Origin of the sequence: Achromobacter sp. 413638, from assembly GCF_043119405.1 — a bacterium.
In the GTDB taxonomy this organism is placed as follows: domain Bacteria; phylum Pseudomonadota; class Gammaproteobacteria; order Burkholderiales; family Burkholderiaceae_B; genus Achromobacter.
Genome location: NZ_JBICCO010000047.1, coordinates 1 through 19,874, shown reverse-complemented (window position 1 = coordinate 19,874; position 19,874 = coordinate 1). Strand labels below are relative to the sequence as shown.

At 68.1% G+C, this 19,874-nt stretch carries 15 protein-coding genes; 9 read left to right on the top strand and 6 right to left on the bottom strand.

Annotated features, from left to right (window positions below):
• Positions 1-15 precede the first annotated feature (15 nt).
• Complete coding sequence (gene cydC / locus ACEU5R_RS18840) at positions 16-1,698, top strand: thiol reductant ABC exporter subunit CydC (RefSeq protein ID WP_392411216.1); 1,683 nt, start codon at positions 16-18, stop codon at positions 1,696-1,698.
• A 54-nt stretch (positions 1,699-1,752) separates the two neighbouring features.
• Entirely contained in the window at positions 1,753-2,307 is a 555-nt protein-coding gene (locus ACEU5R_RS18835) for an adenine phosphoribosyltransferase (RefSeq protein WP_103271477.1), read from the top strand.
• 20 nt (positions 2,308-2,327) lie between these two features.
• On the opposite strand, the gene ACEU5R_RS18830 is transcribed toward ACEU5R_RS18835, so the two are convergent.
• Positions 2,328-3,218: a LysR family transcriptional regulator gene (locus tag ACEU5R_RS18830; RefSeq protein ID WP_103271476.1), complete on the bottom strand. Its 891-nt coding sequence runs from the start codon at positions 3,216-3,218 to the stop codon at positions 2,328-2,330.
• 394 nt (positions 3,219-3,612) lie between these two features.
• On the opposite strand from ACEU5R_RS18830, the gene ACEU5R_RS18825 reads away from it, so the two are divergent.
• Positions 3,613-3,996: a DUF4148 domain-containing protein gene (locus ACEU5R_RS18825; protein WP_199770939.1), complete on the top strand. Its 384-nt coding sequence runs from the start codon at positions 3,613-3,615 to the stop codon at positions 3,994-3,996.
• A 379-nt stretch (positions 3,997-4,375) separates the two neighbouring features.
• Positions 4,376-5,491 (top strand): porin, encoded by a 1,116-nt coding sequence (locus tag ACEU5R_RS18820; protein ID WP_103271474.1) that lies wholly within the window; start codon positions 4,376-4,378, stop codon positions 5,489-5,491.
• Positions 5,492-5,694: 203 nt separating this feature from the next.
• On the opposite strand, the gene ilvA is transcribed toward ACEU5R_RS18820, so the two are convergent.
• Positions 5,695-7,203, bottom strand: coding sequence for a threonine ammonia-lyase, biosynthetic (gene ilvA, locus ACEU5R_RS18815; protein WP_103271473.1), 1,509 nt, complete (start codon positions 7,201-7,203; stop codon positions 5,695-5,697).
• A 161-nt stretch (positions 7,204-7,364) separates the two neighbouring features.
• Here ilvA and ACEU5R_RS18810 point away from each other — a divergent pair, with 161 nt between their 5' ends.
• The 3 genes from ACEU5R_RS18810 (at position 7,365) to ACEU5R_RS18800 (ending at position 14,046) form a co-directional block, all read left to right on the top strand.
• Positions 7,365-7,910, top strand: a complete 546-nt coding sequence (locus tag ACEU5R_RS18810; RefSeq protein ID WP_392411215.1) for a YqaA family protein — start codon at positions 7,365-7,367, stop codon at positions 7,908-7,910.
• A 136-nt stretch (positions 7,911-8,046) separates the two neighbouring features.
• Positions 8,047-12,009, top strand: a complete 3,963-nt coding sequence (locus ACEU5R_RS18805) for an FAD/FMN-binding oxidoreductase (protein ID WP_103271471.1) — start codon at positions 8,047-8,049, stop codon at positions 12,007-12,009.
• Positions 12,010-12,174: 165 nt separating this feature from the next.
• On the top strand, positions 12,175-14,046 hold the full coding sequence (locus ACEU5R_RS18800) for a DUF3857 domain-containing transglutaminase family protein (RefSeq protein ID WP_103271470.1): 1,872 nt from the start codon (positions 12,175-12,177) through the stop codon (positions 14,044-14,046).
• 49 nt (positions 14,047-14,095) lie between these two features.
• Here ACEU5R_RS18800 and sodC read toward each other — a convergent pair whose 3' ends face one another.
• From sodC to ACEU5R_RS18785, 3 genes are all read right to left on the bottom strand, one after another.
• On the bottom strand, positions 14,096-14,623 hold the full coding sequence (gene sodC / locus ACEU5R_RS18795; RefSeq protein ID WP_103271469.1) for a superoxide dismutase family protein: 528 nt from the start codon (positions 14,621-14,623) through the stop codon (positions 14,096-14,098).
• Positions 14,624-14,773: 150 nt separating this feature from the next.
• A complete protein-coding gene (locus ACEU5R_RS18790) occupies positions 14,774-15,742 on the bottom strand; it encodes a Bug family tripartite tricarboxylate transporter substrate binding protein (RefSeq protein ID WP_392411214.1) in 969 nt (322 codons plus the stop codon).
• A 168-nt stretch (positions 15,743-15,910) separates the two neighbouring features.
• Positions 15,911-16,630, bottom strand: coding sequence for a YggS family pyridoxal phosphate-dependent enzyme (locus tag ACEU5R_RS18785; protein ID WP_392411213.1), 720 nt, complete (start codon positions 16,628-16,630; stop codon positions 15,911-15,913).
• 197 nt (positions 16,631-16,827) lie between these two features.
• Between ACEU5R_RS18785 and ACEU5R_RS18780 the strand changes: the two genes are divergently transcribed.
• Both ACEU5R_RS18780 and ACEU5R_RS18775 read left to right on the top strand, forming a co-directional pair.
• Entirely contained in the window at positions 16,828-18,069 is a 1,242-nt protein-coding gene (locus ACEU5R_RS18780; RefSeq protein WP_103271466.1) for a PLP-dependent aminotransferase family protein, read from the top strand.
• A gap of 188 nt (positions 18,070-18,257) precedes the next feature.
• A complete protein-coding gene (locus ACEU5R_RS18775) occupies positions 18,258-19,277 on the top strand; it encodes an amino acid ABC transporter substrate-binding protein (RefSeq protein ID WP_103271465.1) in 1,020 nt (339 codons plus the stop codon).
• A gap of 231 nt (positions 19,278-19,508) precedes the next feature.
• Here ACEU5R_RS18775 and ACEU5R_RS18770 read toward each other — a convergent pair.
• On the bottom strand, positions 19,509-19,874 hold a 366-nt coding region (locus tag ACEU5R_RS18770; protein ID WP_392411212.1), incomplete at its 5' end, for a hypothetical protein.

The following is a 19,874-nucleotide window of genomic DNA, read 5'->3' as shown; positions in this document are numbered from 1 at the left end:
CGGAGCGGCCCATCCATGAAACACCTGCTGTTGCTGCTGCCGCTGTACGCGCGCCGCAAGGGCGGACTGCTGCTCGCGCTGTTCTGCGCGCTGGCCACCGTGGCCGCGGGCGTGGGGCTGCTGGGCGTGTCGGGCTGGTTCCTGACCGGCGCCGCGCTGGCCGGCGCGGGCGCCGCGTTCAACCTGTTCGCGCCGTCGGCGCTGGTGCGCGGCCTGTCGTTCCTGCGCATCGTGTCGCGCTATGCCGACCGCCTGGCGGGGCACTCGGCCACGCTGCGCCTGCTGGCCGATCTGCGCACGCTGGTGTTCCGCGCGCTGATTCGCCTGACGCCGCGCCAGCTGGCGCGCTATCGCGGCGGCGATCTGGTGGCGCGCATGACCGGCGACGTGGACGCGCTGGATACTGTGTTCCTGTTCGTGCTGGCGCCGCTGGCCACGGCGCTGCTGGCCGGCGCCATCATGACGGCGGTGCTGGGCTACTGGATACCGGCCGCCGCGCTGGTGTTCGCGCTGGCGCTGCTGGTGGCCTGCGTGCTTGCGCCCTGGGGCCTGCAGCGCGCCGCGCGCGGACCCGGCGCCGCCGCGCAGGAAAGCGCGGCCGGCCTGCGCGCCGCTGTGCTGGACGCGGTGGACGGCCACGCCGACATGGTGGCGCTGCATGCGCAGGCGCAGACCCGCGCGCATTTCGAGCGCCTGTGCGGGCAGAACGCGCAGGCGCGCCAGGCCCAGGCCTGCGTCGCGGCGCGCGGGCTCTGGTTCCTGCAGGCCGCTGCCGGCGCGGCCGTGCTGGGTGTGTTGTGGTTCGGGCTGGGCGAACACGAGGGCGGCGGCCTGTCCGGGCCTTTGCTGGCGGGTCTGCTGCTGGCGGTCATGGGCATATTCGAAGTGGCCGCGCCCATCATGCGCGGCGCATCGCGGCTGGGCTCGGCGGTGTCCGCGGCGCAGCGCATCCGCGAGGTGGCGCAATGCGAGCCGGACATGCGCGATCCCGACGCGCCGGCCGCGCTGCCGGCGGATGGCGCGCTGGAACTGGACGGCTTGCGCTTCGCCTATCCCGATGGCGCCCTGGTGCTGGACGGCGTCAGCCTGCGCGTCGCGCCGGGCGAGCGCGTGGCGATCCAGGGCGAGAGCGGCGCGGGCAAGTCCACGCTGCTGCATCTGATCCTGCGGCTGGAAGATCCGCAGGCTGGCCAGGTGCGCTATGGCGGACGCGACGCGCGCGATTGCGCGCAGGCCGACTGGCACCGGCGCATCGCGCTGCTGTCGCAGGACGCGCCGGTGTTCCTGGGCACGCTGCGCACCAATCTGCTGATCGGCGACCCTTCGGCGGACGAAGCCGCGCTGTGGCGCGCGCTGGACGCCGCGCGCCTGGGCGATTTCGTGCGCGGTCTGCCCGACGGGCTGGATGCGTGGGCGGGCGAGACCGGTTCGCTGCTGTCGGCCGGGCAGGCGCGGCGGCTGTGTCTGGCGCGGGCCCTGCTGTCGCCGGCCAGGGTGCTGGTGCTGGACGAGCCCACCGCCGGCCTGGACGCGGCGGCCGAGGCCGATTTCCTGCGGGATCTGGGGCGGGCGGCGCAGGGGCGCGCCGTGGTGCTGGCCACGCATGCGCGCCTGCCGGCGGGCGCGGTGGACCGGCGCTGCGTGCTGCGCGGGGGACAGTTGCATGACGTGTCATCGCCCGAGCCTGTCCTGGCTTAAGCGCGGCAGCGGGGTTATAGTGCGCCTTGCTTCAATTCTTCAGGGCCGTCTTTCATGCAGAACGAATACGCCGAGTTCATCCGGCGCACCATCCGCAGCGTTCCAGACTGGCCCCAGCCCGGTGTCACGTTCCGTGACATCACGCCGGTGCTGCAGGACCCGCGGGCGTTCCGCGTCCTGATCGACCTGTTCGTCTACCGTTACATGCGTCAGCGCCTGGATCTGGTCGCGGGCGTGGATGCGCGCGGCTTCATTGTCGGCAGCGTGCTGGCCTATGAGCTGAACCTGGGCTTCGTGCCCGTGCGCAAGAAGGGCAAGCTGCCGTATCGCACGGTGGCCGAGGAATATTCGCTGGAATACGGCAACGCCGCCGTCGAGATGCACACCGACGCGGTGCGCACCGGCCAGCGCGTGCTGCTGGTGGACGATCTGATCGCCACGGGCGGCACCATGCTGGCGGCCATCAAGCTGCTGCAGCGCCTGGGCGCCAACGTGGTCGAAGCCGCCGCCATCATCGACCTGCCCGACCTGGGCGGCTCCGCCAAGATCGCCGCCACCGGCACCCCGCTGTACACGGTCTGTCAGTACCAGAACGACACCACCGCCTGACGCGCGGCGCTTCGGGGGGCTTAGCCCTCGTTCAGACGCGGCTGGATGAAATCCAGGAACGCCTTGGTCTTGGCCGGCAGCATCCGCGAGGGCAGCAGCGCGAACAGCGGCAGCGGCGTCAGGCTCCATTCCGGCAGCACGCGCACCAGCCCGGACTGCTTGATGGCGCGCTCCATCGCGTCGAACACCAGCAGCGGCGTGATGCCCAGTCCCTGGCTGGCCAGCCGGCCCAGCATGCCCACGTTGTTCGCGGCTAGCCGGCCCGATACCTGCACCCGTTCCACCTTGTCGCCCGAATGGAGCATCCAGAAGGATGACTCGTCGCGCATGGTGGGCCGCAGGCACTCGTGATGGCTGAGATCCCCGGGCACGCGCGGCTCGCCGTGGCGCGCCAGGTATTCGGGCGAGGCGTACAGCTGGTGCGCCATGAGCACGATCTTGCGCGAGATCAGGCTGGAATCGGGCTGCTGCCCGAAGCGCAGGATCAGGTCGAACGGGTTGCTGATCGGATCGACCGAGCGCATGCCCAGGTCGAAATCGCATTCGATATCGGGATGCTGTTCGCGGAATTCCCGGATCACCGAAGGCAGGAACAGTTGCGCCAGGCTGGTCGGCAGCGAGATGCGCAGCCGGCCCTTGGGTTGCACCGCCATGTCCAGCAACTGGTCGTGGGCGACGCGGGCTTCCTCGACGATATGGCGGCAGCGCTCGAAATAGATGGCGCCGGCCTCGGTCAGGTCGATCTTGCGCGTGCTGCGGTTGAGCAGCCGCATGCCGACGCTGCGCTCCAGTTCGCTGACGCGGCGCGACAGCGTGGACGTGGGGATGTTCAGGGCTTCGGCCGCATGACTGAAATTCTTGCGCTTGGCGACTTCGACGAACAGGGCGATGTCGTTAAGCTGTATGTCCATAAGGGCCTCGGTACTCAAAATTCCATGTCTGGCAGATTCCAATCATAAATGGAATTATTTTTGCGTCAGTGGAAATGTCTATTCCTCCATCCCGAACAAGCCGCGCCAACCCTGGCGTCACGGCCCGGCGCGCCGCAGCTGGCGTTTGGCTGAATGCCCGCGAGGCTTGCGCTCATTGGGGCCAGGGCGGAAGTGCGCAGGAAGTGAGCAGGGAGTGAGCAATAGTCGCGCCGCGATATGCGGGGATCTTTCCACTCCTGCAAATATGTTCCCCAAATTAAGGGTTTTTACTAGGTCGATAAGGCCAGATACTTCGTTCCGTCAACACGCCGTCACATTGCGCCCGCCGTCCTGGCGGGCGCTGTCGTGCCAGGTATAGGATGGAGTCATCACAATGAAAGCCCTAGCGACCGCACTCATGGTTACCGCAACCCTGGCGGGCATGTCCGCCGCCCACGCCGATGGCAAGACCCGCGAACAGGTTCAGCAGGAACTGCAGGCCGCCAAGGCCGCCGGCCAGGTCACCTTCGGCGAACTGGACTATCCGCCCGCCGCCACCGCCAGCACCGGCATGTCGCGCGAGCAGGTTGGCGCCGAATTGCAAAGCGCCAAGATCGCCGGGCAGGTTACCAGCGCCGAACTGGACTATCCGCCCCGGAGCGCCGCGCCGGAAACCGCCGGCAAGACGCGCGAGCAGGTCCGCGCCGAGCTGGCCCAGGCCAAGGCGCGCGGCGAATACACCTTCGGCGAACTCGACTACCCGCCCAAGGGCCGCTGAGCATTTCGCGGCCGGCCGATGGCGCTGGCGCGCTGTGGCTTTTTTGCCTCGGCATTGTCCGCGCAGCGCGACAGGATTTGACGATCCTCAAACCGGGAAGTGATCGGGAATGAGCGCGGGAAATGCAATTGCGAGCAAGGATTCGCATTTCATTTCAAGGCGTTAAGCCCTGATTCCAAGCATGGAGGAATGCGCGTCGAACGCGATTATCCCAGCCATGGAAAGTAGTTCTTCGAAATCCCGCTTACTCCCGGCGGTCCCAGGCGAGACACTAGTTTCAGTGCATGCATCGCGGTCTTACAGGCCGCGGCTTGCGGGCATCCGCCACGCGGCGGCATGCCCGCGCATTGCCATCCATCTTGCCATTTAGAGGACTGTTATGAAGAAGACGCTATTGGCCGTCGCGTTGCTCGCGGGCTTTGCGAGCGCGGCGCAAGCTGCCGATTCGGTGACGTTGTACGGTTTGATCGACGCCGGCATCGGCTACGAAAAGGTGAAGTTCAACGGCAACTCGCAAAGCCGTGTCGGCGCCGTGCAAGGCGTGAGCAGCGGCTCGCGTTTCGGCCTGCGTGGCTCGGAAGACCTGGGCGACGGCCTGCGCGCCGTGTTCAACCTGGAAGCCGGCTTCGGTCCCCTGAACGGCAACTCGCTGCAAAGCGGCCGCCTCTGGGGCCGCCAGGCCACCGTGGGCCTGGACAGCGACTCGTGGGGCCGCCTGGAATTCGGCCGCCAGACCAACCTGGCCTCGAAGTACTTCGGTTCCATCGACCCGTTCTCGATCAGCTACAACACCGCCAACATGGGTACCGTGTTCAGCAGCGCCAATACGATGCGCCTGGACAACATGGTGCTGTACCAGACGCCCAGCTTCGGCGGCTTCAAGGCCGGCCTGGGTTACTCGTTCAGCGCTGACGACACGGTTTCGGACGAGAAGCAGCGCGGCTTCGAGACCAACAACAACAACCGCGTCCTGACCGCCGGCGTGCAGTACGTCAACGGCCCGCTGAACCTGGCCGCGGCCTACGACCGCTTCAATCCGTCCAAGGACGTCAAGGGCGGCAGCCAGGAAGACACGACGATCCAGTCGTACATCCTGGGCGGCACCTATGACTTCGAAGTGGTGAAGATCGCCGCCGCCTTCGGCCAGACCCGCAATGGCTGGTTCGTCGGCCAGAACATGGGCACCACGCCCGACGGCATGCAGAAGCTGGGCACGTTCAAGCTGGCCGACGGCTTCCGCGCCAATTCGTACATGGTGGGCTTCACCGTGCCGCTGGGCAGCAGCTCGATCTTCGGTTCCTGGCAGCGCGCCGATCCGAAGAACGACAAGCTGACCAAGGACGATGCCAAGTTCAACGTCTACAGCCTGGGCTACACCTACGACCTGAGCAAGCGCACCAACCTGTACGCGTACGCCTCCTACGGCGACAACTACGCGTTCCAGCGCGATGCGACGGACACCGCGTTCGCCGTGGGCCTGCGTCACCGGTTCTAAGCGACGGCGCGCCCGGCCAGACCTTGCTGAATGCGCGGCCCATCTCCGTGAGCCGCCGAGTGACAGCGAACCCCCCCTCCGGTTGAGGCCGGGCGCGACTTGAGCTGAGAAGGGAAGGGCCTCCATCTGGAGGCCCTCTCGCTTTTGGGCTTGCCGTTGTCCGCGCGCCGGCATGGCGGCCCGGCTTGCGGCGGCGCGCGCGGCTACAGGAACAGCTTGTAGGCCGGGTTGTCGGTCTCGTTCCAGTGCGGATAGCCCAGTTCGGCCACGAAGGCGCGGAACTGCTTCTTGTCGGCCGCCGGCACCTGGATGCCGATCAGGATGCGGCCGTAGTCGGCGCCCTGGTTGCGGTAATGGAACAGGCTGATGTTCCAGTCCGGATTCATCGCATTCAGGAAACGCATCAGCGCGCCCGGACGCTCCGGGAACTCGAAGCGGTACAGCAGCTCGTCGCGCGCCTGCGCGGAACGCCCGCCGACCATGTGGCGCAAGTGGGTCTTGGCCATTTCGTCGTGGGTCAGGTCGAGCGTGTCGAAACCGTGGCGGCGGAAGTTGGCGGCGATCTTGTCGGGCTCGGCCGGCGAGGACACCTGGATGCCGACGAACACATGGGCGCGGTCGGAATCCGAGATGCGGTAGTTGAACTCGGTGACGCTGCGCTCGCCGACCAGCTCGCAGAAGCGGCGGAAGCTGCCGCGCTGTTCGGGCATGGTGACGGCGAAGATGGCTTCGCGCATCTCGCCGACCTCGGCGCGCTCGGAGACGAAGCGCAGCCGGTCGAAATTCATGTTGGCGCCGCAGGCGATGGCCACCAGCGTCTTGCCCTTCAGGTGGTGCTCGGCCGCGTATTGCTTGGCGGCGGCGACGGCCATGGCGCCGGCCGGCTCCAGCACGCTGCGCGTGTCCTGGAACACATCCTTGATGGCCGCGCAGATCGCGTCGGTGTTCACCACCACGAAGTCATCGACATACTGGCGCGTGAGCTTGAAGGTCTCGGCGCCCACCATCTTCACCGCGGTGCCGTCCGAGAACAGGCCCACGTCGTTCAGCTGCACGCGCCGGCCCGCGCGCACGCTGCGCAGCATGGCGTCGGAGTCCTCGGTCTGCACGCCGATGATCTTGATCTCGGGGCGCAGCTGCTTGATGTAGGCGGCCACGCCCGAGATCAGCCCGCCGCCGCCGATGGCCACGAAGATGGCGTCGATCGGACCCGGATGCTGGCGCAGGATCTCCATTCCCACCGTACCCTGGCCGGCGATCACGTCGGGATCGTCGAACGGATGCACGAAGGTCAGCTTTTCCTTCTTTTCCAGCACCTGCGCGTGGGCGTAGGCGTCGGAGAAACTCTCGCCAGCCAGCACCACCTCGCCGCCCAGTCGGCGCACCGCGTCCACCTTCACCTGCGGGCTGGTGGTGGGCATGACGATGACCGCGCGGCAACCCAGCCGCGTGGCCGCCAGCGCCACGCCTTGCGCATGGTTGCCGGCCGAGGCCGCGATCACGCCGCGGTTGCGCGCGGCGGGCGGCAGGTTGGCCATCTTGTTGTAGGCCCCGCGCAGCTTGAAGCTGAACACGGCCTGGGTGTCCTCGCGCTTGAGCAGCACCGTGTTGGACAGCCGCTGCGACAGCAGCGGGGCCGGCTCCAGCGGCGATTCGACGGCGACGTCGTAGACCTTGGAAGTCAGGATGCGTTTCAGGTAATCGGTGGACATGAGGGCGCGCGTGCGGGGCGGAAAAGGGGGGAGGGGGTGGGGCAGATTACCATAGGGAAACCGGCTCGCAGCCAGGCCCGGTGCGGCTTGCGGGGCCGTGGCGCGGGGTGGCCGGCGGCGTGGACGGCGCGCCGGGCCGGTCGCGGCTACACTCGCGCATCATGGAAGAAAGTCTGCTGTCCGCCATCCACTGGCTGCTCGCGGTGCTGGCCTTGCCGTCCGTCGGGCTGTCAGCCATTTTCACGGTCTCGCTGGTGTCCGCGACCCTGTTGCCGCTCGGTTCCGAGCCGGCGGTGTTCGGCTACATCAAGCTGGCGCCGGACATGTTCTGGCCGGCCGTGCTGGTGGCGACGCTGGGCAATACCATCGGCGGCGCGATCACCTATGCCATGGGGCTGGCCGCCGAACGCGCGGTGCAGCGCTGGAAGGAAAAACACCCCCATCCCCACGAGTCCCATCCCGATGCCGGGCCGGACGGCCGCATGCGCGGCCGCTGGAACCAGCGCGCGCACGCCTGGCTGCACCGCATGGGTCCGCCGGCGCTGCTGCTGTCCTGGCTGCCGGTCGTGGGCGATCCGCTGTGCGCCGTGGCCGGGTGGCTGCGGCTGTCATTCTGGCCCTGCGTGGCCTACATGGCCATCGGCAAGTTCCTGCGCTACGTGGCGATGACGGCCGGCCTGTTGTGGTTCTTCCCGGGCCAGCTCTGACGCTTCGGATTTGTCCGAAAATAAAGGGACGTATCGATAGTCGCACGCGTATTGCCGGGCGCGCCGGCGGGGATATTCGGGGCCGGGCCGCGCGATGGCATAAAATGATTTTTTAAGGGCCCACTCTTGCGCTTCCATGAACGCCCCACTCGCTAGCCACATCCTGACCGGGGCGTTGCCGCCCGCCGCACCCGCGCGCTTGCGCGAGATTCCTTACAACTACACCTCGTTTTCCGACCGGGAAATCGTGGGCCGGCTTTTGGGCGAAGACGCCTGGAGCCTGCTCAGCGACCTGCGAGGCGAGCGCCGCACCGGCCGTTCCGCCCGCATGCTGTACGAGGTGCTGGGCGACATCTGGGTGGTGCGCCGCAATCCCTACCTGCAGGACGACCTGCTGGACAATCCCAAGCGCCGCAAGCAGCTGATCGACGCGCTCAACCACCGCGTGGGCGAGATCGACCGCCGCCGCGAGCCGGGCACGCCGGCCGAGGCCGGCCATGATCCGCAGCGCGACGAGAAGGTCGTGAGCCTGCTGGCGCGGGCGCGTTCCGCCATCGCCGCCTTCGAGGGCGAGTTCGACCAGACCGCCATGCTGCGCAAGCAGGCGCAGAAGACGCTGGGCCGCATCACCGCGCGCGACAACATCAAGTTCGATGGCCTGTCGCGCGTTTCGCACGTGACCGACGCCACCGACTGGCGCGTCGAGTACCCGTTCGTGGTGCTGACGCCGGATTCCGAGGACGAGATCGCCGCGCTGGTCACGGCCTGTATCGAGCTGGGCCTGACCATCGTGCCGCGCGGCGGCGGCACGGGCTATACCGGCGGCGCCATTCCGCTGACCTGGAAGTCGGCCGTCATCAACACCGAGAAATTCGACAAGCTGGGCAAGGTCGAGTCCTGTATCCTGCCCGGCCTGACCGAGCCGGTGGCGGTGATCCACGCCGGCGCCGGCGTGGTGACCAAGCGCGTGTCCGAGGCCGCCGAGGCCGCCGGCTTCGTGTTCGCGGTGGACCCGACTTCGGCCGAGGCGTCCTGCGTGGGCGGCAACATCGCCATGAACGCGGGCGGCAAGAAGGCCGTGCTGTGGGGCACCGCGCTGGACAATCTGGCCTGGTGGCGCATGGTCGATCCGGACGGCAACTGGCTCGAGGTCACGCGCCTGGCCCACAACATGGGCAAGATCCACGACGTGGACGTGGCGCGCTTCGAACTCAAGTGGTTCGACGGACGCGGCAAGCCCGGCGAACGCCTGCTCAAGACCGAGACGCTGGAGATCGCCGGCCGCGTGTTCCGCAAGGAAGGTCTGGGCAAGGACGTCACCGACAAGTTCCTGGCCGGCCTGCCAGGCGTGCAGAAGGAAGGCTGCGACGGCCTGATCACCTCGGCGCGCTGGGTGCTGCACCGCATGCCCAAGCACACCCGCACGGTCTGCATGGAGTTCTTCGGCCAGGCGCGCGACGCGATTCCGTCGATCGTCGAGGTCAAGGGCTACCTGGACGGCGAGGGCCGCGAGCGCGGCGCCATCCTGGCCGGCCTGGAGCATCTGGACGAGCGCTACCTGCGCGCGGTGGGCTACGCCACCAAGAGCAAGCGCGGCGTGCTGCCCAAGATGGTGCTGATCGGCGACATCGTCGGCGACGACGAGGACGCGGTGGCCGCAGCCGCCAGCGAAGTGGTGCGCCTGGCCAATACGCGCCACGGCGAAGGCTTCGTGGCCGTCAGCGCCGAGGCGCGCAAGAAATTCTGGCTCGACCGTTCGCGCACCGCCGCCATCGCGCGCCACACCAACGCCTTCAAGATCAACGAAGACGTGGTGATCCCGCTGCCGCGCATGGGCGAGTACACGGATCACATCGAGCGCATCAATATCGAGCTGTCCACCAGCAACAAGCTGCGGCTGCTGACCGAGCTGGACGCCTACCTGGCGAGCCCGCTGCCGGTGGGCAAGGCCGAGGACGCGGCCGACGCCGAGATCACCCGCGCCGAGGTGCTGGCCGAGCGCACGCGCCAGGCGCAGGAACTGCTGGCCGGCGCGCGCCAGCGCTGGCAGTGGCTGCTGGACAACCTGGACCTGCCGCTGATCCAGGCGCTGCCCGAACTGGGCGGGCTGGGCCTGGGCGCGCTGCAAGGCGCGCTGTCGGACCGTCTGGCCGCGCAGCCCGCCGCCCGCGTCTTCGACGTGGTGCAGGACCGGACCATCCGCGTGTCCTGGAAGGTGGAAGTGCTGGCGGGCCTGCAGCGCCTGTTTTCCGGCGCGGCCGGCAAGCGCATCCTGGACGAACTCGTCGCCATCCATGGCCGCGTGCTCAAGAGCCGCGTGTTCGTGGCCCTGCACATGCACGCCGGCGACGGCAACGTGCACACCAACATCCCGGTCAACTCCGATGACTACGGCATGCTGCGCGAGGCCCACGCGGCCGTCGAGCGCATCATGCAGATCGCGCGCGACCTGGACGGCGTGATCTCGGGCGAGCACGGCATCGGCCTGACCAAGTACGAATTCCTGACCGAGGCCGAGCTGGCCCCGTTCCAGGAATACAAGCGCCGCGTCGACCCCAACGGCCACTTCAACGCCGGCAAGCTGATGCCCGGCGCGGACCTGCGCCACGCCTGGACGCCCAGCTTCAGCCTGATGGGACACGAATCGCTCATCATGCAGCAGAGCGATATCGGCGCCATCTCCGAATCCATCAAGGACTGCCTGCGCTGCGGCAAGTGCAAGCCGGTCTGTTCGACCCACGTGCCGCGCGCGAACCTGCTGTACTCGCCGCGCAACAAGATCCTGGCGACTTCGCTGCTGGTCGAGGCCTTCCTGTACGAAGAGCAGACCCGTCGCGGCGTCAGCCTGAAGCACTGGGAAGAGTTCGAGGACGTGGCCGACCACTGCACGGTCTGCCACAAGTGCTACACGCCCTGTCCGGTGGACATCGACTTCGGCGACGTGTCCATGAACATGCGCGCGCTGCTGCGCCGCATGGGCCGCAAGTCGTTCAACCCCGGCACGGCCAGCGCCATGTTCTTCCTCAACGCGAAGGATCCGGCCACCATCAACGCCACCCGCAAGGCCATGGTGGGCGTGGGCTACAAGATCCAGCGCGCCGCGCATGACCTGCTGTCGGGCCTGGCGCGCAAGCAGACCGCGCAGCCGCCGGCCACGGTGGGCAAGCCGGCGCTGCGCGAGCAGGTGATCCACTTCGTCAACAAGAAGATGCCGGGGGGCCTGCCCAAGCAGGCCGCGCGCAAGCTGCTGGACATCGAGGACGCCAACTACGTTCCGATCATCCGCGATCCGAAGACGACCTCGGCCGACACCGAGGCGGTGTTCTACTTCCCCGGCTGCGGTTCCGAGCGCCTGTTCTCGCAGGTGGGCCTGGCGACCCAGGCGATGCTGTGGCACGCCGGCGTGCAGACCGTGCTGCCGCCGGGCTACCTGTGCTGCGGCTATCCCCAGCGCGGCAACGGCATGACCGACAAGGCCGAGCAGATCATCACCGACAACCGGGTGCTGTTCCACCGCGTGGCCAACACGCTGAACTACCTGGACATCAAGACCGTGGTGGTCAGCTGCGGCACCTGCTACGACCAGCTGTCGGGCTATGAGTTCGACAAGATCTTCCCGGGCTGCCGCCTGATCGACATCCACGAATACCTGCTGGAAAAGGGCATCAAGCTCGACGGCGCCAAGGGCGTGCGCTACATGTACCACGACCCCTGCCACACGCCCATGAAGCTGCAGGATCCGATGAAGACCGTGCGTTCGCTGGTGGGCGACGGCGCCATCAAGAGCGACCGTTGCTGCGGCGAGTCCGGCACGCTGGCCGTCTCGCGGCCCGACGTGTCCACGCAGGTGCGCTTCCGCAAGCAGGAAGAGCTGCTCAAGGGCGCCGAGACGCTGCGCGGCGACGGCTACAACGGCGACGTGAAGGTGTTGACGTCCTGTCCGTCCTGCCTGCAGGGCCTGTCGCGCTACGAGGGCGACACCGGCATGGACGCCGACTACATCGTGGTCGAGATGGCGCGCCACATCCTGGGCGAAGGCTGGATGGAAGACTATGTGCGCCGCGCCAACGCGGGCGGCATCGAGCGCGTGCTGGTGTAGCCGTCACGCGCCCGCCTGCCGGCGGGTATCGCTGTCTTGCAAACGCCCGGCGGTTCCGCCGGGCGTTTTGCTTTGCGCGACGCCAGCGGCGGCCCATGGCTTGTATGGTTACTATGTATCAAATAACATTGAGTCTCAATTTACTTTTTGATGGCTCGCCGTTTGATGCCCCGTTTCCCCCGCACCCCGATCCTGGCCGCCTTCCTGGCGGCGACCAGCCTGCCCGCCGCCGCCGCGCTGCAGCCCGTATCCGAAGCGCCCCTGGCCGGAGATGTTGAATTCCAGTGCCGCTTCGGACAAGACAACAGCACCGAATGCCTGAGCACCTACCGCTACACCATCCTGACGCTGTCCGGGCGCGACCTGATTTCTCGCGTGGATCGCAGCTACGCGGAAAATGACAGTCTCGAGGTGGTGCGCGCCGAGGTGATCCAGCCCGGTGAAAAGCCGGTTGCGCTGGACGCGGCGCAGATCGACACGCGGATGGCGCCCAATCCGGAACAGGGCTTTCTGCGGCAAAAGCAGACCTCGCTGGCCTTTCCCAATCTGCGGGTCGGCAGCACCATCGTCTATACGCTGCGCGAGCGCTTTGCCGCCGTGCCGCACGCCACGCAGTTCCACTACGTGATGGAGCAGGCGCCGCGCCCGGTGCGGCAGGACCGCTTCCATGCCGAATTCCGCGCCGATCGGCCGATGACCTGGCGCGCGCAGGCCATGGAGGATTTCCAGGTCCAGGCTTCCCCTGACGGCAAGCATATCGTCGTCGACCTGAAGAGCGCGCCGCGCTATCTCGCCTACGTCGACGAGCCGGACAGTGGCTATCTGCGGCGCTCGCCGCGCCTGGAGGTCGGCAGCGCCACGGCGGCGCAGGACTACTTCGGCACCTTCGCCGCGCGCTACAACGAGATCCTGGCCGCCGCGCTGCCCAAGGCCGCCGCGGCGGCGGCGCAAGCCGCGCGCGACCAGGCGCCCCGGCAGGCCGTCGCCGGCCTCATGCGGCACATCAATGATCGCTATCGCTATCTGGGCGACTGGCGCGGCACCGAGCGCGGCCAGATTCCCTTTTCCCTGCAGGAAATCGAAAGCCACGGCTACGGCGACTGCAAGGATCTGGCCATCCTGCTGACGGCCATGCTGCGCGGCGCGGGCATCAAGGCCGAGCCGGCGCTGGTGGCGCGCGGCACTGTCGCGCCGGAGCTGTTGTTGCCCGGCCTGTCCGCGCCCAATCACGCCATCGTGCGCGCCGAGGTCGACGGCGAGACCTGGTGGCTCGATCCCACCAATCCCGTGTTCGTGCCGGGCTTCACCATGCCGGATATCCAGCAGCGCTGGGCGCTGGTGATCGATGGCGCGGGCGCCGTGCACCGCGAGGATATTGCTCTGGCGAGTCCGAAGGGTGGAGCGGCCGTCGTCCGCCACGAGCGTTTCCTGCGTGACGGGCAGGCCGAGGTCCGTTCTTCCGTCGTGCTGTCGGGCATGTCGGCGGCGGAGTTGAGCGTGGGCGATCGCCAGCACGGCAGGGTGGGCATGGATCAGCTCCTGTGCCGCCATTTCGCGTCGGAGAACCGCGACTGCGCCTTGCGGCGCGAGTCCAGTGATTTCGTCATGGCTTCCGCGTACCGCATCGACGCCGAGCTGGTCGACCTGAAGGCGCTGGACCGCGTGGGCGACCACTATGTCCGTGCGCAGGTGCATCACATGACCGACGAGTGGGAAGCGTTCGCGCGCTATCGCCGCTCCGGCCAGCTGAGCGATCTCTACCTGGGATCGCCGGAGACGGCCTCGTATGACGTGACGCTCACGGGCGCGACCGTCGAGTCGCCTGCGTTGCATTGCACGCTGCGCTCGTCCTGGTTCGACCTGGACCTGGACGGAGAACCCACGGACGCCGGCTACCGCTATCGCTACAAGTCGGTGAGGAAAGCCGCCTGGTTCAGCCACGCCGAAATCATGTCGGACGCATTCGGCAAGGCGGTCGAGCAGGGCCGCGCCTGCGCGGAGCAGCTGCGCATGGCCGTGAAACTGCCGCCGGCCTGACGCGCGCCGGCGCGGCTTCCTGCCCGGCGCGCCGGGCAGGCGCGGAGGTTCAGTGCACGACGCCGCAGACGATGCGCGCTCCGCCGCCGCCCAGCGGCGCGGGCGTGTCGCTGTAGTTGTCGCCGCCGGCATGGATCATGAGGCTGCGGCCCTTGAAGTCGCTGGCCTTCAGGCGTGGCGCAACCACGGCGCCGTGGACGCTGCCATCGGCGGAAACTTCCAGGCGGGGCAGGTCGCCCTGGTGGCCCTTGCCGACGGCGTGGCCCAGCTGAGGCCCCAGGTGATGTCCGTGGCCGGCCGGATCCCAGTGCCCGCCCGCCGCGCCGGCGGGCGTAGCCTTGCCGTCAACCACGGTCGGGCCGCAGTCGCCGTTCTGGTGCAGATGAAAGCCGTGCGGACCCGGCGGCAGGCCGCGCAGGTCCGGCGTCAGGCGCGCGCCGGCGGCGCTGTCCTCGATCACCACGGTGCCGGCAAGCTGGCCGATGCCTTCCGGCGTGACGTGCATCATCTGCACGGTGAAACTGTGGGCCGCGGCCGGCAGGGCCAGGGCCAGGGAAAGGAAAACGCGGGCTTTCATGAAGACTCCTGATTGATGCGCATCGTGCGATGGTTGCGGCGATTAGAGCCAGCGCATGAAAGCGGCGGAAGCAAGCTCAAGAGTTCATCAAAACGTCGGGACGAAAAAAAACGCGGCCCGAAGGCCGCGTCCCGTGTCATGCCGGCGCGCTCATTCGAGCTTGATGCCGGCCTTCTTGATCACGTCCGCCCAGGCGGCGCGCTCCTGGTCGGCATAGGCCTTGAATTCCTGCGCCGACAGCGGCATGGGGATCACGCCCATGTCCATCATCTTCTGCGACACGGCCGGGGTCTTGAGCGTGGCGTCCAGGTCGGCCGACAGCTTCTTGACCACGTTCTCCGGCACGCCGGCCGGCGCGACCAGACCCTGCCAGGCGTAGGCGGTGAAGTTGGCCACGCCCTGCTCGGCCATGGTCGGTGCGTCGGGCAGCACGGCGACGCGCTCGGGCGTGGCCGCGGCCAGCACGCGCAGCTTGCCCGCCTTCACGTTGGGCAGGCCGGCGGCCAGATCGATGAACATCACGTCCACCTGTCCGCCCAGCAGGTCCTGGATGGCAGGCGCGGCGCCCTTGTAGGGCACGTGCAGCAGCTCGGCGCCGGTGCGCTGCTTGAACAGCTCCAGCGCCAGATGGTGGGGCGAGCCGGCGCCGGCCGAGGCGGCGGTCAGCTTGCCGGGCTCTTTCTTGGCGGCCGCGATCACGTCGGCCACCGACTTGTACGGCGAGTTCACATTCACCGCCAGCAGCAGCGGGAACTTGGCGATGCCGCCGATGTAGGTGAACTTGGACGGGTCGTAGGACAGCTTGGCGTACAGCGAGGGGTTGAAGGCCAGCGTGCCCGAATCGGCGGTGCCGATCATGTAGCCGGACGGCTCGGCCTGGGACACGGCGGTCGCGCCGATGATGGTGGCCGCGCCGGGGCGGTTCTCGACCACGATGGTCTGGCCCAGCGGTTTTTCCATGCCGCCGGCGACCGTGCGCGCGACCACGTCGGCGCCGCCGCCGGCCGGGTAGGGCACGATCCAGCGGATCGGCTGGGTGGGCCAGGATTGGGCGCTGGCAGCAGTGGCGGCCAGGGACAGGGCGGCCAGCGCCAACAGGCGCTTCGCGTGCTTGTGCATGGGGTGTCTCCTCGTGCGGGATCGATATGGATGCGCGGGCGGGCGCCGCTTGGCGCGGCCGCGCTGTTTTGCGCCGCTATTATGCCTGCGCGTTTCGGCGCGTGGTTGCGGTTTTTCAGGCGCTGCGGCGCGGCATCCGGCCGCCCGGGCGCGCGCGAGGAGGTCCGGCTATTGCGGCTCGGGATAGCTGCGGGCGCCGAAGACGGCCGTGCCGATGCGCACCTCGGTCGAGCCTTCCTCGATGGCCAGCTCGAAATCGCCGCTCATGCCCATCGACAGCCGGTCCAGCGACACGCCGGCGGGCAGGTCCAGCCGCAGCCGGTCGCGCAGTTCGCGCAATGCGCGAAAGCACGCGCGCACCTCGGCGGGATCGGGCGAGTTCACGGCCAGCGTCATCAGGCCGCGCACGCGCAGCGTGGGGAAGTCGGACGCGATGCGGCGCAGGAAGGCCGGCACGTCTTCCGGCGCCATGCCGTACTTGCTGGGCTCGCTGGAGGTCTTGACCTGCACCAGCGCGTCCAGCGTGCGGCCTTCTTGCGCCAGCCGGCGGTGCAGGGCCTCGGCCAGGTCCAGGCGGTCCAGCGATTGCACCTCGGCGGCGTCGCGCGCGGCGTCCTTGGCCTTGTTGGTCTGCAGATGGCCGATCAGCACCCATTGCAGCCCCTCCCCCGACAGGGCGGCCGCCTTCTGGCGGATTTCCTGCGTCTTGTTCTCGCCGAACCGGTTCAGGCCCAGCGCCATGGCTGCGCGGATGGCGTCGACGCCGAAGGTCTTGCTGACGGGCAGCAGCGTCACTTCCCCGGGGTCGCGGCCGGCGCGCTGGCAGGCCTGGGCGATGCGTAGTCGGATCTGGGCGAGGCGCCCGGCCATGGTGTCGGCGGCGGTCATGCAGGTCTCTGGAATATGCGATGTCCCATAGTTTAGGACTGTGGCGGCGGGTTCCGCTACACAGGGGCGGCATGACGTTGACCCTGTGCAATTCGCAGGCTTAGAATTTATCGGCATTTCTTTATGTCTCAAGGTTTCAAGCCATCCGGCGCCGCCCCGCGGGCGACACGGTCCTTCCTCCTGCCCATCGTCCCGCCATGTCCAGCGCAGCGCCCGAATACGCCTTTGCCACGCCCTTCCTGAATCCTCCCGCCTCGCCGATCCGCTCGCTCATGCCCTACGCCATGCGTCCGGGCACGATCTCGCTGGCCGGCGGCTATCCGGCGCCCGAGCTGTTCGACGTGGACGGCCTGTCGCTGGCCTCGTCCCAGGTCATGGCGCGCCTGGGCGCATGCCTGCAGTATTCGAACATCGACGGCCAGGCCAGCCTGCGCCATGAGCTGGCGCGCCTGTCGGCCGCGCGCGGCCTGCGCTGCGACGCGGACACCGAGCTGGCCGTCACCGGCGGCTCGCAACAGGCGCTGGCGCTGCTGACGCGCGTCATGCTGCAGCCGGGCGACCACGCCATCATCGAGACGCCGGCTTTCCCGAATTCGGTGCAGGCGCTGCGCTATACCGGCGCCACCGTGCACACCGTGCCGTCCGGCCCGGAAGGCATCGACGTGGACGCGCTCGATGAGCTGGCCGCGCGCGTCAAGCCCAAGATCGTGTGCGTGGTGGCCTCGTTCTCGAACCCCTGTGGCGCGACGCTGACGCGCGCGCGCCGTCTGCGACTGCTGGAGTTGGCGGTCAAGCACCGCTTCCTGATCGTCGAGGACGATCCCTACAGCGAGCTGCGCTTCGCCGGCGAGGCCGTGCCGCCCATCGCCGCGCTGGCCGAGGGCGAGGCCCGCCACTGGGCCGTCTACCTGGCCAGCATGTCCAAGACCATGGCGCCGGGGCTGCGCATCGGCTGGCTGGTGGCCCCGCCCGCGATCCGCGGTCGCTGCGTCAGCGCCAAGGCGGCCGACGACATGGCCTGCTCGGCCTGGATTCAGGAAGTGGTGGCGCAATACCTGGCCAACGGTCGCTACGAAGAGCATGTGCCGCGCATCCGCGCCGCCTACGGCCTGCGCTGTGATGCGATGGCCGAGGCGCTGTCGCGCGAGCTGGACGGGCGCGTGCGCTTCAGCAAGCCCGAGGGCGGCATGTTCTTCTGGGCCCGCCTGACCGGCGAGATCGACGCCACGCGGCTGTTGCCCTACGCCATCGAGCATGAAGTCGTGTACGTGCCGGGCAAGGCCTTCTACGCCGACGCGGCGCGGGCCGACCTGCACGCCATGCGCATGTCCTTCGCCACCATGAACGAGGCTCAGATCGCCGAGGGCATGGTGCGGCTGGGCCGCGCGCTGGATGCCTGCGAGGCCAACGCGCCGGTGTCGATTTCGCTGGCGGCCTGATCCTTCGCAAACGCGCGCGGCGCGGCGGATCGTCGCCACGGTTTACTCTTGTTCCCGCCTGTCACGCTTCCTGCGTGGCAGGCATACCTAAATAAGCGGCCGTTATTTGTTGCGGGCGCCTTATGTCGATAAGCTTCGCGGCTTGGCGCGTTTCCGCGCCTCGCATCAACAGGACAGGAATCCAGGTCATGAACATTGCAAAAGGCTTGATCGGCGCGGCGCTCTTGGCGGCCGCGGCACAGGGCGCGCAAGCGGCCACGCTGGACGTGGTGCGCCAGCGCGGCGCCGTGACTTGCGGCACGACCACGGGCTTCGCGGGCTTTTCCGCGCCCGACGCGCAAGGCAAGTGGCAAGGGCTGGACGTGGACCTGTGCCGCGCCGTGGCCGCCGCGGTGTTCGGCGACGCCGACAAGATCAAGGTGGTGCCGCTCAATTCGCAGCAGCGCTTCACGGCCCTGCAATCGGGCGAGGTGGACGTGCTGACGCGCAACACCACGGTCACGCAGCAGCGCGACACCGCGTTGGGCATCATCCACGCCGGCATCAACTTCTATGACGGCCAGGGCTTCCTGGTGCCCAAGTCGCTGGGCGTCAAGAGCGCCAAGGACATCAACGGCGCCACTATCTGCCTGCAGACCGGCACGTCCAACGAGAACACGCTGGCCGACTGGGCGCGCGCCAATCACGTCACCTACAAGCCGGTCGTCATCGAGACCTTCAACGAAGTGGTCAACGCTTTCGCGGCCGGCCGTTGCGACGTGTTCTCCACCGACGCCTCGGGCCTGGCTTCGATCCGCATCTCCAAGCTGCAGAATCCGGACGATTACGTGGTGCTGCCCGAGATCATCTCCAAGGAACCGCTGGGCCCCTTCGTGCGCCAGGGCGACGACGCCTGGCTCAACATCGTGCGCTGGTCGCTGTCCGCCATGATCGAGGCCGAGGAATACGGCATCACCTCCAAGAACGTGGACGACCTGGCCAAGAACAGCGCCAACCCCAACATCAAGCGCATCCTCGGCGTCACCGCCGGCAGCGGCGCCAACCTGGGGCTGGACGAAAAATGGGCCTACCAGATCGTCAAGCAGGTGGGCAACTACGGCGAGAGCTTCGAACGCCACGTCGGCCAGGGCAGCCCGCTGAAAATCCAGCGCGGCCTGAACGCGCAATGGACGCAAGGCGGCCTCATGTACGCACTGCCGATCCGCTAGCCCGCCACGGCAAATCCGCAAGACAAAAAACCGGCCTCATGCAAAACATGAGGCCGGTTTTGTTGACCGCTGATTCGACTTCGCTACAACGAAGCCACCGCAGCCACAGTCGAGCTATCCCCTACGCAAGCCACCAGCGCCCCACCATCGGGGCAGCACGGATCCGGCTCCGCCGGTCCGTAGCTGCGCCCCCCTGGGGGGGAAGCGCGCAGCGCTTCGGGGGGGGGAGGATCAATACACTCTAGCAATCTTGACGAACGCCGCGCGCAGCTCGCGCGTGCCGCCCTGGAAGATCACCGGCCGGCCGCTGTGCGTGAAGATCACCAGCCGCTTGGAAAACAGCATGGGCACGAAGCGCGCCTGGCGCACGTCTTCCCAGGCCACTTCGCGGCGTCGGTACCAGCTCTGGCGCAGGCCGCGCTCGTCGATGGTGGTGATCGAGGTCTGCATGTGCCAGGCCACGAACAGCAGCGCGGCGAAGCACAGGCCGGCCAGCACGGCGGGCAGCGCCTCGAGCGCGTCCGGCGCGCCGATGGCGGAGGTGACCGCCTGCACGCCCAGCACCGCCAGGATCACCCAGGACAGGATGCGGACCCA